The 14,957-nt window shown below is 43.9% G+C and carries 16 protein-coding genes; 2 read left to right on the top strand and 14 right to left on the bottom strand.

What is annotated here, in order from left to right; genetic code table 11:
• Positions 1 to 23: 23 nt before the first annotated feature.
• The 12 genes from gmk to KIH88_RS01990 form a co-directional block, all read right to left on the bottom strand.
• Positions 24 to 650 carry a guanylate kinase gene (gmk, locus tag KIH88_RS02045; protein ID WP_125398958.1) on the bottom strand — a complete coding sequence of 209 codons (627 nt, stop codon included), beginning with the start codon at positions 648 to 650 and terminating at the stop codon, positions 24 to 26.
• Positions 651 to 784: 134 nt separating this feature from the next.
• Positions 785 to 2,398 carry a ribonuclease Y gene (locus KIH88_RS02040; protein WP_213988308.1) on the bottom strand — a complete coding sequence of 538 codons (1,614 nt, stop codon included), beginning with the start codon at positions 2,396 to 2,398 and terminating at the stop codon, positions 785 to 787.
• Positions 2,399 to 2,601: 203 nt separating this feature from the next.
• A complete protein-coding gene (locus tag KIH88_RS02035) occupies positions 2,602 to 3,699 on the bottom strand; it encodes a nucleotidyltransferase (RefSeq protein ID WP_213988309.1) in 1,098 nt (365 codons plus the stop codon).
• 9 nt (positions 3,700 to 3,708) lie between these two features.
• Positions 3,709 to 4,449: a class I SAM-dependent DNA methyltransferase gene (locus tag KIH88_RS02030; protein WP_318779491.1), complete on the bottom strand. Its 741-nt coding sequence runs from the start codon at positions 4,447 to 4,449 to the stop codon at positions 3,709 to 3,711.
• Between the two features lie 285 nt (positions 4,450 to 4,734).
• On the bottom strand, positions 4,735 to 5,085 hold the full coding sequence (rsfS, locus tag KIH88_RS02025; RefSeq protein WP_213988310.1) for a ribosome silencing factor: 351 nt from the start codon (positions 5,083 to 5,085) through the stop codon (positions 4,735 to 4,737).
• Positions 5,086 to 5,679: a bis(5'-nucleosyl)-tetraphosphatase (symmetrical) YqeK gene (gene yqeK, locus KIH88_RS02020; RefSeq protein ID WP_213988311.1), complete on the bottom strand. Its 594-nt coding sequence runs from the start codon at positions 5,677 to 5,679 to the stop codon at positions 5,086 to 5,088.
• Positions 5,679 to 6,308 (bottom strand): nicotinate-nucleotide adenylyltransferase, encoded by a 630-nt coding sequence (locus KIH88_RS02015; RefSeq protein ID WP_213988312.1) that lies wholly within the window; start codon positions 6,306 to 6,308, stop codon positions 5,679 to 5,681. Before KIH88_RS02015 ends, yqeK begins: the two co-directional genes overlap by 1 nt.
• Positions 6,309 to 6,359: 51 nt before the next feature.
• On the bottom strand, positions 6,360 to 6,671 hold the full coding sequence (gene yhbY / locus KIH88_RS02010; RefSeq protein ID WP_000060169.1) for a ribosome assembly RNA-binding protein YhbY: 312 nt from the start codon (positions 6,669 to 6,671) through the stop codon (positions 6,360 to 6,362).
• Positions 6,672 to 6,734: 63 nt separating this feature from the next.
• The gene (gene yqeH / locus KIH88_RS02005; RefSeq protein ID WP_213988313.1) at positions 6,735 to 7,841 is read right to left on the bottom strand and encodes a ribosome biogenesis GTPase YqeH; all 1,107 of its coding nucleotides are present in this window, start codon (positions 7,839 to 7,841) and stop codon (positions 6,735 to 6,737) included.
• A 2-nt stretch (positions 7,842 to 7,843) separates the two neighbouring features.
• A complete protein-coding gene (locus KIH88_RS02000) occupies positions 7,844 to 8,371 on the bottom strand; it encodes a YqeG family HAD IIIA-type phosphatase (RefSeq protein WP_213988314.1) in 528 nt (175 codons plus the stop codon).
• A gap of 16 nt (positions 8,372 to 8,387) precedes the next feature.
• Positions 8,388 to 9,293 carry a magnesium transporter CorA family protein gene (locus KIH88_RS01995; RefSeq protein ID WP_045590426.1) on the bottom strand — a complete coding sequence of 302 codons (906 nt, stop codon included), beginning with the start codon at positions 9,291 to 9,293 and terminating at the stop codon, positions 8,388 to 8,390.
• Positions 9,294 to 9,344: 51 nt separating this feature from the next.
• On the bottom strand, positions 9,345 to 9,911 hold the full coding sequence (locus tag KIH88_RS01990; protein WP_213988315.1) for a mechanosensitive ion channel family protein: 567 nt from the start codon (positions 9,909 to 9,911) through the stop codon (positions 9,345 to 9,347).
• A 150-nt stretch (positions 9,912 to 10,061) separates the two neighbouring features.
• Here KIH88_RS01990 and sstT point away from each other — a divergent pair, with 150 nt between their 5' ends.
• Together sstT and KIH88_RS01980 are read left to right on the top strand one after the other, a co-directional pair.
• Positions 10,062 to 11,273: a serine/threonine transporter SstT gene (sstT, locus tag KIH88_RS01985; protein WP_213988316.1), complete on the top strand. Its 1,212-nt coding sequence runs from the start codon at positions 10,062 to 10,064 to the stop codon at positions 11,271 to 11,273.
• Positions 11,274 to 11,322: 49 nt separating this feature from the next.
• A complete protein-coding gene (locus tag KIH88_RS01980; protein ID WP_213988317.1) occupies positions 11,323 to 12,276 on the top strand; it encodes an aromatic acid exporter family protein in 954 nt (317 codons plus the stop codon).
• Positions 12,277 to 12,576: 300 nt separating this feature from the next.
• Here KIH88_RS01980 and KIH88_RS01975 read toward each other — a convergent pair whose 3' ends face one another.
• Both KIH88_RS01975 and KIH88_RS01970 read right to left on the bottom strand, forming a co-directional pair.
• A complete protein-coding gene (locus tag KIH88_RS01975) occupies positions 12,577 to 14,121 on the bottom strand; it encodes a peptide chain release factor 3 (protein WP_061588416.1) in 1,545 nt (514 codons plus the stop codon).
• 143 nt (positions 14,122 to 14,264) lie between these two features.
• Positions 14,265 to 14,957 carry a YwaF family protein gene (locus tag KIH88_RS01970; RefSeq protein WP_084939282.1) on the bottom strand — a complete coding sequence of 231 codons (693 nt, stop codon included), beginning with the start codon at positions 14,955 to 14,957 and terminating at the stop codon, positions 14,265 to 14,267.

The following is a 14,957-nucleotide window of genomic DNA, read 5'->3' as shown; positions in this document are numbered from 1 at the left end:
TGCTTGTACCTGTTTCCTATAGTTTATCGAGTAGTTGGAGATTTTGGCAACATCTCCTGGTAGTGACCAATGACACGATCCACACGGAAGTGTTCTGCTTCGATCACACGCTTGACACGTTCAGCAGCGAGGGGCACCTGATCGTTGACAATGGCATAATCATACTCACGCATGAGGGCAATTTCTTCCTTGGCTTTTTCGATTCGTTGGGCAATCACTTCTGCACTGTCTGTTCCACGACCTACCAAACGATCTTGCAATTCATCCAAATCTGGCGGTGTTAGGAAGATAAAGACAGCATCTGGAACCTTTTTCTTAACCTGAAGAGCTCCCTGCACTTCAATCTCAAGAAAGACATCGATTCCCTTGTCTAGGGTTTCGTTGACATAGGTCAGAGGAGTTCCATAGTAGTTACCGACATATTCTGCATATTCCAACATCTGACCTTGACGAATCAGCTCTTCAAACTCTTCACGAGTACGGAAGAAATAGTCCACTCCGTCCACTTCACTAGGACGTTGCGCGCGTGTCGTCATCGATACAGAGTATTGAAATTGATTCTCAGAACTCTCAAAAATCTCTCTTCTAACCGTTCCTTTCCCAACTCCTGAAGGACCAGAAAAAACGATTAGCAAGCCTCGGTCTGCCATTATGTCTCCTTTAGTTAGTCTGTGAAATAAAGTGAAATTTCTCTCGGATACTGATGAGAACGTCAGTTATCCTTCTACAGTCTTTCTATCTAGTGTAACAAAAAAGCAGTAATTTTTCAACTGCTCTTTCTTATTTATTTAGCATAATCTACTGCACGAAGTTCGCGGATCACGGTTACCTTGATATTTCCCGGGTAATCGAGATTGTTTTCAATTTTCTCACGAACTTTGTGAGCCAAGATTGTGACTTTGTCGTCCTTGATTTGTCCTGGATTTACCATGATGCGGATTTCACGTCCTGCTTGAAGGGCGAAGCTATTTTGCACTCCTTCAAAGCCATTGGCGATTTCTTCCAAATCGTGGAGACGCTTGATATAGTTTTCAAGAGATTCACTACGAGCACCTGGACGCGCTGCACTCAAGGCATCTGCTGCAGCAACGATCACCGCAATGACGCTTTCAGCTTCGACATCCCCGTGGTGGCTAGCAATAGTATTCACCACAACTGGGTGTTCCTTGTACTTACGAGCCAACTCTGTACCAATCTCAACGTGGCTACCTTCAACCTCGCGGTCAATGGCTTTCCCTATGTCATGAAGGAATCCAGCACGACGGGCAAGAGCTGCATTTTCACCAAGTTCACTCGCAATGATACCAGATAACTTAGCAACCTCAATCGAATGACGCAAAACATTTTGTCCATAAGAAGTACGGAACTGCAAGCGTCCCATGATCTTCATCAAGTCTGGATGGAGGTTTGGCGCACCAATCTCATAGGCAGCAGCCTCACCATATTCACGGATTTTATTGTCAATCTCCTGACTGTTTTTCTCCACCAACTCCTCAATACGAGCTGGGTGGATACGGCCATCCTTGAGCAACATTTCCATGGTCATACGAGCAATTTCACGACGAATTGGATCAAATCCTGACAAGGTTACCACTTCCGGTGTATCGTCGATGATCACGTCGACCCCTGTCAAACTTTCAAAGGTACGAATATTTCGACCTTCGCGTCCGATAATGCGTCCCTTCATGGTATCATCTGGTAGATGAACTGTCGAGTTTGTTGACTCTGCTACATAGTCACCAGCGATACGCTGCATAGCCTGAACCAAGATATCTTTCGCAATCTTGTCTGAACGTTCCTTCACTTCTTGCTCAGCCTCACGAATGCGGCTAGCAATTTCCTTAGTTAAGTTTTCCTCTGTTTGAGCCAAGATAATATCTCGTGCCTCAGTTTGGGAAAGGGAGCCGATACGTTCAAGTTCAGCTTCTTTTTGTCTTTCGACTTCCTCTAATTGCTCTTCACGTGCATCAAGGTTTTTTGCTCTATCAGAAATACTTTGTTCTTTTTGTTCAAGTGTTTTTTCTTTGTTCGTCAAATTGTCGTCCTTACGGTCAAGGCTCGTAGCTCTCTCCGTCAAACGACTTTCAATTTGCTTGAGCTCCTGACGTTCTGACTTAAATTCAGCGTCCACTTCTTCACGGTATTTTCTGGCTTCCTCTTTGGCCTCCAATAGTGCTTCTTTTTTAAGAGACTTGCTTTCGCTCTTGGCTTCATTTAGCAATAAATCCGCTTCGCGCTCGGCTTGTCCTCGTAAATTAGTTGCTTCTTGTTCAGCATTTAGAAGCATCAACTCTGCAGCCTCTTGAGATGATTTCATCTTAGCTGAGATGCTGACATATCCAATGACTAAACCAATGATGACGGCAAAAACAGCAATCGCAAGTGTCATGATTTCCATGTTTTTACCTCATTAAATTTGTTTATCGAATGATATACATTCCTTAATATTCTATCATAAAAAACCGATTTCCACAAACCCAAATTGAAGAGTTTTGTGTGATTTTTAGAAGAAATCCCTTGGATATTCAAGCAAAATTAAGAATCTTTAAAAATTTAAATTTCCACGAAAAACGAAGCAAAAAAGTCCACCTTTCAGTAGACTTAGTTTGTTTCTATTCCAATGGGCACCCTGCCGAAATTCTGCTCTGTGATGCTTGGCTGTCCTAGTTGGTAAATCTGGTCTGCTTTTTGCGTCATGGTATCCCAAGGTTTTTTGCCAATTCGGCTTACCAGATTGATCTGCCCTTTCAGAGACTTAAGATGTTGTCTGCCTTTCTCGGTAAATCCAAGGACATGGATGGCTTCTGGCAAGTCGCTTTCTCTGGCCTGCACCAAGATATAGGTCAAGAGGCGTCTGACACGCGCCTTGGTGTAGCGTTTGGTCGCAACAGCCTCGACCAATTCGTCAACAGACTGAGCCTTCTTGATAGCTTCCTTGATGCGCACAGCCATTTCTTGATTGACCTGATAGATGGTCGTTAGGTCTGGATTTGACAAAATTTGATAGCGGAGCAAGGGAAAATAATCATCCCAGCTCACCTTACTAGCCTGTTCAAAGAGGGCAACAGAAGGCATAAAGCGTTCTAAGAAATCTTTGTCCCTCTGGTGCTGACGGATGGCTGTTGCCGAAGCAAAGTCCACATTCTTGTCCACAGAATGATAACCCGCTCCCTGACGCTGAATCGGATGCAGTTTGATGTTGCGTCCTGCAACCGCCTTGGCATAGGCCAGAGCAAGGACATGATTAGGCGTATTGCCTGAAAAACCTAGATCTGCAAATTCCTTCCACATTTCTTGGGTTTTCTGGGGATAAGAAAGAGAATCAGGCAGATTTTCCACAAATTTCTCCATCTCAGCACCTTGCTCCGTGTATAGGTCAGCAATTTTCTGGTAGTCCAGAACTTCCTCTGTCCCAAAGGCTAGAGTATCAATACCCAAGCGATCCAAGATATCCACAGCTCCCTGTCCAAAGAAATCCGCTGCCTGAACACTGACCAAAAAGGGCAATTCCACTACCAGGTCTGCTCCATTCTCCAGTGCCATCTGAGCTCGTGTCCACTTATCCACGATAGCCGTCTCTCCTCGTTGCATGAAATTCCCAGACATGGCAACGATTTTCAACCCCTCTGCTTGATCCAGCAGGTATTTGTGCCCATTATGAAAAGGATTGAACTCCGCGATAATACCTGTAATGGTCATGGTAATCTCCTACTTCTGCGCGACAAAAAACCAACGGGTGCTAGTTTTTGTTGGCTCCTTATCCTCAAAGTCTGCATAGAGTTTGAAAGACTTGAAACCAGCTTGTTCCAGCAAAATATCATAGGTCAAGACTTCGTATGTACGCTCCTCATGTACTTCATCGTGGCGACTAAAGGAACCGTCAGCCTCCTTGATAAAGAAAGTCAACTCATGGACGATGGAGTGAGGAGCTTCGTCCTCATAGGTGTCCCAAAGCATGGCAAAATCTTCCGCATTTTCATGGTAGGAATAGCCTGGAAAAACTTCATCTGTCTGGTAGGTCGAATGCACATCAAAGATAAATACACCATCTTCGTTGAGGGCATTATATACTTCCTTAAAGAAGTCTCCTACCTCCACCTCATCCTGCATATAGCAGATAGAGTCCGAATAGCAGGTCACAAAGTCGTATTTACCTGCCTTGGACAAATCTAGCATATTGCCTTCAATAAAATCAATCTTTTGCTTGGTTGAAGCAGCTCTCTTCTCCGCAATTTTCAACATATCAGCACTCAAGTCCAGTCCAGTTACATCAAAACCAGCCTGAGAAAAGCGAACGGACTGGATGCCTGTCCCACAAGCCAATTCCAAGAGTTTCTTTCTCTCCTTAGTCTTAGGCAAATGTCGCAGGGAAAAATCCGTCCATTTATCGTATAAACTATCATCCATCACAGCATCGTAAACAGCCGCAAAGGTTTCATAAGTTGCCATAATCATGATACCAAGTCCGCCCGTAATCGGAATGAAAATTAGGAGCTTGGACTTAGGATCCTGAACCAAGCCAAAGCTATCTATTTTCCGACGATTACAGGACGGGTTCAAATCCTTTCTATCACTTTCCTTTTAAAATAAGCAAAGAAACCCAGTTGACCGCAACTGAGTTCAATTGTAACGCTATAGTCTTTTCGTTTGCTTTTAGTACTAGGCAACGAATTGCAGGCATAACTACAGTTAGGCAAAATGAGTTAACGCCGTAATAAAAGATAAAGGAAAAGACTATAAAGTTTCAGATAAATCTACTGAGCTCGCCTCATGCCATAGTTTTTCTAGGTTATAGTGGACACGCATTTCTTCTGAAAAGATATGCACTACGACAGCACCGAGATCCAGCAAAACCCAGCCTCCAGCTGCATTACCTTCGACGTGACTGCCTTTAAAGCCAGCATCGGCTACTTTTTCACGGATATTGTCAGCGATTGCGTCCAACTGACGGCTATTCATTGAGCTAGTGATGACAAAGTAGTCTGTCACGCTAGTCAAATCTTTTACGTCAAGTACGAGGATATCCTCCGCACGTTTCTCATCAGCCGCTTTCACGACTAGTTCTAATAATTCTTTTTCGTTCATTTAGTTCTCTTTCAAATAGTGCACAAAGGCATTATAGGTTGCAAGGGTTTGGGGATAGATGGGGAATCCCTGATGAGCTAGATGCTCCACAGTACGAGCTGTTTCGTAAGCCACTGCCTTATTGAGCGATAGCTCAGCAATTTCACGCGCCACATCTACGCCTGGAAAGGCACGATTGTGTTCGATATAATCTGCGACGTAGATGACCTTATCTAGCTCGGTCATCTGACCAGCCCCGACTGTATGGATTTCAATGGCTCGCAGGATTTCAGAATCTTGTAAATCCAAGTCTTCTTGAAGCTTGTAAATTCCGACCATGCCATGCCAGACATTATTGCCCCAGTTTTTGAGGTCAGGGTCTAGCTGATAACGGTCAATCAAGTCTAGAAATTCCTGATCTGACAACTTTTTAGCATAGTCGTGGAGAAGTCCTGCTAGACCTGCTTTCTCACTATCCACACCAAAGCGCTGAGCCAGTTCTATGGCCGCACGTTCTACACCCAAACAATGGGTTAAACGTTTTTCAGGTAGAAGCTCTGCCATTCTTTCCAACAAAGCCTCTCGGGAACAGTTGATATAGTCTTGGTATGCCATCAGTAAAGCCCCTCCTTCTCGATGTAGTCTAGCACTGGCTGAGGTAGGAGAAAGTTGGGCTTCCGACCTTGGGCAATGAAGTCACGCATCATGCTGGACGAGATGTCCATGAGAGGCACATCCACCCAGATAACTGGATAGGAAGTCCCTGCCTTGTAGCGCGGACGCTGAACCCCTACAAACTGAACCATGTCGACTAGCTCATCAATTCGGTACCATTTAGGCAGATAGTCCACCATATCAGCCCCAATAATGAAGTAATAATCCGTGTCTGGATGTTGCTCTGTCAAAATCTTCATGGTGTCGTAGGTGTAGGAAATGCCCTTGCGCTCTAGCTCGATGGTTTCAATGGCCAGACCTTCAATCCCCTCAATCGCCAACTCAAGCATCTTAAGACGATGGTGCTCAGGGATGGTTTCCTTTTTATCTACATGAGGAGGTTGGTATTCGGGCATGAGCAGGACTTGGTCCAGTCCCAACTGTTGTCGCACTTGGTCCGCAACGATAAGATGGGCATTGTGAACAGGGTTAAAATTCCCCCCTAAAATCCCGACTTGTTTGCGTTTTTTCTCCTTGATTTCTGGCTCCAACTCTACCTTGGTAAAGGGAGTCAATAATTCGATTGCCATAGGCTCGTCTTCCTTTTATTCTCTGTAAAAACAGTTGTTTGGAGTAGGTGTTTAGATTTCTTTAACTTTCTTGGAAATCTTGCGATTTTCTTTCTTGCTGGATTGTTTAAACAAGATCAAAATGCGTCCGATTTTTTGGACTGTATCCACACCGATCTCTTCTTCTAAAATTTCAGCTACTTCGTGGATGTTTTCATCTGTGTTTTGCAAGAGAGTAACCTTGATCAATTCACGGGCATCAAGAGCTTGACGGACGCTGGTTTTTATTTGGTCGTTGAGACCATTTTTCCCGATTTGAATGATGGGTTTGAGGGTGTGTGCCTGGCTGTTGAGGAAGGCACGTTGTTTTGATGTTAATGACATAATTTTCTTTAAAAGAGTTTCTTTTTATACTTTTCTGAAGTGATGACCCTTTCCTTTCTGTGTTTAAATAATGGCTTTTCGTGTGACGACTGCGACGCCTTCTGGTGCCCAGACGGCGACTTTGGCGGTGCCTGTTACGCGGATCCAGCCTAGGCCTGAGATGACTAGGTCGGTTTTGTCCTTGATGGTAAATACATGCTGGACTAGTTTTGGAAAGTCTTCTTTTTCCTTATTGTTAGGAGGCATGAGGAGGGTTCCAAGGTGCTTGTCGTAGAATGCACTAGCGCCTTCAAGCTTGGTACGATGCAATTTGAGTTCATTGTCAAAGAAGGCTGTGAAACCTTGCTTCTCACCTGCAATGAAGTCAAAGCGTCCCAAACCACCTAAAAACAGGGTTTGTTCAGGATTAAGTTGATAGGTTTTGGGCTTGATTTCCTTTTTAGGGCTGACATACTTGAGGTTTTTGGCCGTCAAGTAATGGGCCATCTGGTGGCGGTGGATAATCCCTGGTGTATCATAGATATAAGATCCGTCGTCAAGCGGAATCTCAATCTTGTCCAAGGTTGTTCCTGGGAAACGTGAAGTCGTAATGACATTCTGGTCACCCGTGATTTCTTGGATAATAGCATTGATGAGGGTTGACTTTCCAACGTTGGTCACGCCAACCACGTAGACATCACGGCCCTTACGGTAGTGTTCAATCTTGTCAATGACTTCCTTAATGGCATGTTTGTTTTGTGCTGAAGTCAGGACGACATCCACAGGGCGAAGACCTTCTTCGTGGGCACGCTCCATCAGCCATTGGCTAATCTTGCCCGGTTTAACTGACTTGGGCAGGATATCTTTTTTATTTCCAACCAAGAGAACATCATTTCCTGATACAAAACGTGGTAAGCCTGTGATGACAGAGCCATTAAAGTCAAAGATATCAATGACATTGACCACTAAGGCATCACTGTCTCCCACCTCGTGCAAGAGCTTGAGGAAATCATCATCCGTCAACTGGACATCTGTGATTTCATTGTAATGACGGAGACGGAAACAGCGTTGGCAATAGACTTCGCCTGTCTCCAACCCTTTTTCAAGTGCCGACTGGGGTGTAAATCCCAGACCAACCTTGTCTGTCGTCTGAATGGTTGCTCCACAACCAATACAGAGAATTTCTTCCATAGTTAGATTCCTTTTTTATATGTAATCGGTCCGTACTTTTCAGTAATTTGCTTCATGACACGGCGCTCACGAGCTCGGTTAATCTGCGTTTTGATCGAGTCATGTTGGACCAAGGGTTTGACTAAAATCGAGCGAATACCTGCACGATGGGCTGCGCGAATATCCGTCATGAGTTGGTCGCCGACCATGACCACTTCAGTTTTCTCGTAGTGAAATTCCTTCATGGCACGGTCAATCCCAAATGTGAAAGGCTTCAAGGCCCAATAAACGTAATCAATCCCAAATTTCTCAACTGCGCGTTGAACCCGTTTTTTGGTATTATTTGAGACTACGATGATGCGGATACCTGCGTCACGGAGATCATGTAGCCATTGCTTCATCTCTGGCGTCCCATCAGGGTTGTTCCAAGCAATGAGGGTATTGTCCAAGTCGACCAAAACAGCCTTGATTCCCTGCGCCTGCAGGCTTGGGACTGTCAGATCATAGACTGCTTCCACAGCAAAATCTGGCATGTAATTTTCAATCGCCATTCTGGCTCCTTCTCTTTTATTTTCTAGTAATTTTCTTCAGCCATTGAGATAAGGCTGCCCATAAAATCAAGCTAGCCATTAAGATATAAATCCAAGCATTTGGCTCTTCTGTAAATGGTAGAGGAACATTCATTCCGAAGAAACCTGTAATAACCGCAAGTACTGCTAGTAAGACGGAGATAATAGTCAAAATTGACAAACTATCATTCAAGTTATTGTTTAGGATGTTGTTGTAAGAAGCTGAGAGTTGTTGCAAGACTTGAGAAATCAAGTCTGTCATAGACACCAACTGATGGGCTTCAATCATGGCATCATCAAACTGCTCTCGTTCGACATCATTAAATCTCCGATAAAGAGCATGGCCCTGGATATGTTCCAAGAGGAGGCGATTTTGTTTTGCCGCTGCTGTCAAGTAAACCATACCTGTCTCCAAGTCAGAGAGGGCGAAGAGATTTTTCTTTGTTGTAGTTTGACGTAGCAAGGCACTAATTTCGTCCTTACTTTTATCCATCTCTTCAATGACAGGATAATAAGCGTTACTGATAATCTCTAAACCAGCAAAGAGAAACTTGTAAATAGAAAGCGACTCATGGCTATCCAGATAAGCTAACATCTGATCAATGACATAAGCATTCTTATGGTTGCTGATGGTAATCATTCGTTTGTTTTCAACGATAAAGGTCATGGGAATCGCTTCATAGTAATCCTTGTCCTTTTCTAAATCCAGAACATTGTAGATAAAGGTCACAGTCCCATTCTCACGGTTATAATCCATATGGGCACGTTCATTTTTATCCAGCGCATATTCGATGGTTTCCTTATCCAATCCGTAGATTTCAGATAAATCTTCAAGATTTTTAATTTTTTCTACATCTAGATTGATCCAAACACAATCATTTCCTAATTGCTCATCTAAAAACATCGTTTCTCCTTTACCAAACTCTTTCTATTGTACCATAAAAGAGGTAAAATTTCAGTTCTCTTCTTTCCTTGAAAAATTGCTGACAACAGTGATATTTCGGTTGGGAACAAAGTGAAGGGCTTGATCGTCACCTCGCAGTTGGGTCGTACGGATCCCTACGCTAACGACCTTTCCAGAAACGGTAATCGGTCCATTTGTGAGAACCACTTCATCACCCACATCAAGCTGGCGTTCAAAAAGGATGAAAAAGCCATTGATGACATCGGATAGAAAGCCTTGCGCCCCCATACCAATGGCCACCCCAGCAATCCCTGCACCAGCAAGGAGACTAGAAACCGGCAAACCTAAAATAGACAGGATACAGTAGAGCAGAAAGAAATAAAGAATGTAGTTAAAGACATTCTCCAGCAAACGCGAGATAGTCTTTTGTCTTCCTGCATCTCGATTTGAAAATTTAAGCGAGGGCTTGACAATCTTTCGTACAGTTGCGTGAAGCATCTTTTTAGCTATATAAAATAGCAAAAACAAAATCAAAAGAGAAATCACCTTGGTCAAGAGATTCTCTAAAATGGTTGTTAAGTTAAGTCTATCAAAATAACCTTGAAAAAATTCTTGCATACAAAACTCCTTTTCCCTATTATACCATAAAATAACCCGTCTCATTTCTTTCATAATTATTCAATTATCGCTCTATTTTTCAAAATATCGCTTGCCTCTATAGCATATTTATACTATAATTATAAACAATACATTTTGAAGGAGACTGCTATGAAACGAATCATTAGAGCCTGGACTAAGGCAAGCCTCATCAAACGAATCCTCATTGGAATGATCTTGGGAGCAACATTAGGGATGCTCTTTCCAAACCTTACAGGAATTGGTCTGCTTGGAGACCTCTTTGTAGGCGGACTGAAAGCCATCGCTCCTATTCTAGTTTTTGCCCTTGTTGCCAATGCCCTTTCCCAGCACCAAAAGGGACAAAACACCAATATGAAAACGGTCATCTTTCTATACTTACTTGGAACCTTTGCTGCTGCTTTGGTAGCCGTTCTAGCTAGTTTCTTACTGCCTGTGCAAATCACCCTGACCAGTGCAAATACAGAAGTTGCTGCTCCTGACGGTATCGGTCAAGTCCTCAGTAATCTCTTGCTCAAACTGGTGGACAATCCTCTAAATGCTATTGTTGAAGCCAACTATATCGGGATTCTCTCTTGGGCAGTCATCTTTGGCTTGGCTATGAGAGAAGCAAGTAAACACAGTAAAGAATTACTGAAAACCATGGCAGATGTCACCTCTAAAATCGTGGAATGGATTATCAATCTAGCTCCTTTTGGGATTTTAGGCTTGGTGTTTAAGACCATCTCAGACAAGGGGATTGCCAGTCTGGCTAACTATGGTGTCCTACTAGGACTCTTGATCGCCACCATGGCCTTTGTCGCTCTCATCATCAACCCGCTCATCGCCTTTCTCTTTATGAGGAAAAATCCCTATCCCCTTGTTTTGAAATGTCTACGTGTCAGTGGTATTACAGCCTTTTTCACTCGTAGCTCTGCTGCCAATATCCCAGTCAATATGAAACTCTGTCAAGATCTGGGACTGAATCCTGACACCTACTCTGTTTCCATCCCGCTTGGGTCGACCATCAATATGGCTGGCGCTGCTGTTACCATTAACATCCTGACCCTGGCTGCTGTTAATACGCTAGGGATCTCTGTAGACTTTGGAACAGCTTTTGTCCTCAGCGTAGTAGCCGCCATTTCTGCCTGCGGTGCCTCTGGAATCGCTGGGGGTTCGCTTCTCCTTATTCCTGTCGCTTGTAGCCTCTTTGGGATTTCCAACGACTTGGCTATGCAAGTTGTCGGAGTCGGTTTTGTGATTGGTGTCGTGCAAGACTCTTGTGAAACAGCTCTAAACTCTTCTACAGACGTTCTCTTTACAGCGGTTGCCGAGTATGCTACAAACCGAAAACCTTGGCCCTAGTACCTGATTCCTCGTCGGACTCTCTATTTTACTATTATAGGAAATTCTCATGTCTATCACTCAACGTACGACAAAACTGATCTTGGCGACCTGCCTCGCTTGTTTTCTCGCTTATTTTTTAGATTTATCTTCGGCTGTTTCAGCTGGCATTATCGCCCTCTTAAGCCTTTCCGACACGCGTCGAAGCACACTGAAATTAGCACGTAACCGCCTCTTTTCCATGCTTCTAGCGCTCGCTATCGGTGTTCTAGCCTTTCAGCTGACAGGCTTTCACATCTGGAGCCTAGGCCTCTATCTGGCCCTCTATGTGCCTCTTGCTTACAAAATGGGCTGGGAAACCGGCATCACACCTAGCAGTGTCTTAGTCGGTCATCTCTTGGTACAGGAGTCTACTTCTCCAGCTCTCTTGCTCAATGAAGTGCTCCTCTTTCTCATCGGGACAAGCTTTGCTCTGTTGGTCAACCTTTACATGCCCTCTCGTGAGAAAGCCATCCAAAGCTATCACCTTCAGGTCGAAGAAAAGTTAAAAGACATCCTGCTTCGCTTTAAATACTATCTGTCAAGAGGCGACGGGCGAAATCAAGCCCAACTCGTTGACGAATTAGATGAGCTTCTTGAAGAAGCCCTCAAGCTGGTCTATCTGGATCACTCGGACCATCTCTTTCACCAAACGGACTACCACATCCACTACTTTGAGATGAGACAGCGACAAAGTCGCATCCTGCGAAATATGGCCCAGCAGATCAATACCTGTCACCTAGCCGCTAGTGAGAGCTTGATTTTGGCCCAGCTCTTTTCAAAGATTGCTGTCCAGCTAAGTCAGACCAATCCTGCTCATGACCTACTTGATGACATCGAACGCTATCTGCAAGTCTTCCGCAATCGGAGTCTCCCGAAAACACGTGAGGAGTTTGAAACCCGTGCCACCCTCCTGCAGCTACTACGCGAAGCCGAAACCTTTATCCAGGTTAAGGTCGATTTTTATCAAAAATATGGAAACTAGAAAAACCTCAGAAGAATTCATGTAACATGATTTCTATGAGGTTTTTAATTTACCTTTGACTTCAATTACCTTTACTATATGAAAATAAATCCAAATTCCACGAATCAAAATCATTCGGGGACTTGTCCTAATGAAGTGTTTAGGGAAGCTGCCATAGCGGTTACCGATTGTTAGATTACGACACTGAGTTTTACAAATCGATTCCATTTGTAAAACTCAGTTAGTGAGGCAGTTAGGCAAGTCTAATAGGACTTGCCGTAGCCTACTTAGATTGCTTTGCAATCAAGTAGACTTACTGAATCACATTTTTTCTTCCAACTCTACATCTGGATACTTGTCCGCAAACCAGCGGAGGGCAAAGTCATTTTCAAAGAGGAAGACTGGTTGGTCGAAGCGGTCCTTGGCCAAAATATTGCGGCTTGAGGACATCCGTTCATCCAAGTCCTCAGGCTTGATCCAACGAACGGTCTTTTTACCCATTGGGCTCATGACTACTTCTGCATTGTACTCGCCTTCCATGCGGTGCTTAAAGACTTCAAACTGGAGTTGTCCCACAGCCCCTAGCATGTACTCGCCAGTTTGGTAATTCTTATAAAGCTGAATGGCTCCTTCTTGCACCAATTGCTCAATCCCTTTGTGGAAAGATTTTTGTTTCATAACGTTCTTAGCAGAAACTTTCATGAAAATCTCAGGGGTAAAGGTTGGCAGTGGTTCAAATTCAAACTTATTTTTTCCAACTGTCAAGGTATCCCCAACCTGATAAGTACCAGTATCGTAAACCCCGATAATATCACCTGCCACGGCATTGGTCACATTCTCACGACTTTCCGCCATAAACTGGGTGACATTAGAAAGCTTGGCAGTCTTCCCAGTACGAGGAAGGTTAACACTCATCCCACGCTCAAATTCGCCCGATACGATACGGACAAAGGCGATGCGGTCACGGTGACGAGGGTCCATATTGGCTTGGATTTTAAAGACAAATCCTGAGAAATCCTTGTCATAAGGATCCACAATTTCTCCGTCTGTTTTCTTGTGCCCATGTGGTTCTGGAGCAAACTTAAGGAAGGTCTCAAGGAAGGTCTGCACCCCAAAGTTAGTGAGGGCTGAACCGAAGAAGACCGGAGTCAGTTCTCCTTCAAGAATAGCTTCTTCCGAAAATTCATTTCCTGCTTCTTGCAAAAGTTCGATATCGTCCTTAACCTGAGCGTAGAAAGGATTGCTGCCAAAAAGCTGGTCACCATCTTCTAGACTGGCAAAACGCTCATCCCCTTTATAAAGTTCTAAACGTTGGTTATAGAGGTCATACAAGCCCTCAAAAGCTTTCCCCATCCCGATTGGCCAGTTCATTGGATAGCTGGCAATCCCCAATACTTCTTCTAGTTCTTGCAAGAGATCCAGCGGCTCACGGCCATCACGGTCCAGCTTGTTCATAAAGGTAAAGACAGGAATGCCACGGTGTTTGACAACCTCAAACAATTTCTTGGTTTGGGCCTCGATACCCTTGGCAGAGTCCACGACCATGACGGCAGCATCCACCGCCATCAAGGTACGATAAGTATCTTCTGAGAAATCCTCGTGCCCTGGTGTGTCGAGGATATTCACGCGCTTGCCGTCGTAGTCAAACTGCATAACAGATGAAGTGACCGAAATCCCACGTTGTTTCTCAATATCCATCCAGTCAGACTTGGCAAAAGTCCCTGTTTTCTTCCCTTTTACTGTACCAGCCTCACGGATCTCGCCCCCAAAGTAGAGCAACTGCTCAGTGATAGTTGTTTTCCCGGCGTCCGGGTGAGAGATGATAGCAAAGGTACGGCGTTTCTTAATTTCTTCTTGAATAGTCATAAGTTCTCTTTCTTTGATTTTCTATTTTTAGTTGTTTCAGTAGCTAAGAATGATGTTTACATTGGATTTTACCATTCCTTTCGACTCTCCATTATATCGGATTTTGGGGAGTTTTTCAATTGCTCGTCTGACGAAAAGGCAAGCTAGAGCACAGATTGTGTCTGATTTCTCTTTTTCCACCGTTTTTTAAACAAGATATCAAAAAGAACCAGAGCCAGTGAGAGGATGACGGACACAAGAAGGTATTTTAACCACAAGGGCGCATCTGGAATAAAAGGTGTCTTGTTTAACAAACCATAATTTCCACCCGTCACCTGATTAACCCCAACTAGAAAGAGATTGAGAATAAAGGTATAGGCCACAATCATATATTTCTTGAGCAAGGTCTTGTCATAGTGATTCATCAAGTAGACCAAGGAATTCACCAAAAGAGCATAGTGCCCAATCAAAAACGAAAAACTGGTGATATGGGGAAAATCATAGGGGTCAAAAACCGGATAAACCAGTGCAAAGACCGCTCCACTAGCCCCTAAGAGAGCAAAATACTGCTTGCTCCGCCATTTATCTGGCAAGAAAACTACCGCAAACATAGCCAAACGGCAATGGTAAAATGGAAGGCTATTAGAAAATGGAATTCCAAAGCCAACATACCAGCTATATAGGGCTAGTAACTGGAGGATCTGAATCCCCTTAAACAAGCGGACAAATTTCGGATTTTTGTGATAAGCAAGTGCTCCATAAATGCAAAGCACTAAGAGAAGCATCATGATCCCATACCAAAAGAGTGGAATGGGAGGAGGAACCGTCTGAGATCTGGTGATAAATTGATGGAACAT

Origin of the sequence: Streptococcus oralis (genome assembly GCF_018448765.2) — a bacterium.
In the GTDB taxonomy this organism is placed as follows: domain Bacteria; phylum Bacillota; class Bacilli; order Lactobacillales; family Streptococcaceae; genus Streptococcus; species Streptococcus oralis_BM.
Note: the sequence above shows the minus strand (reverse complement) of the source record. Positions and strands in the feature narration are given on the sequence as shown.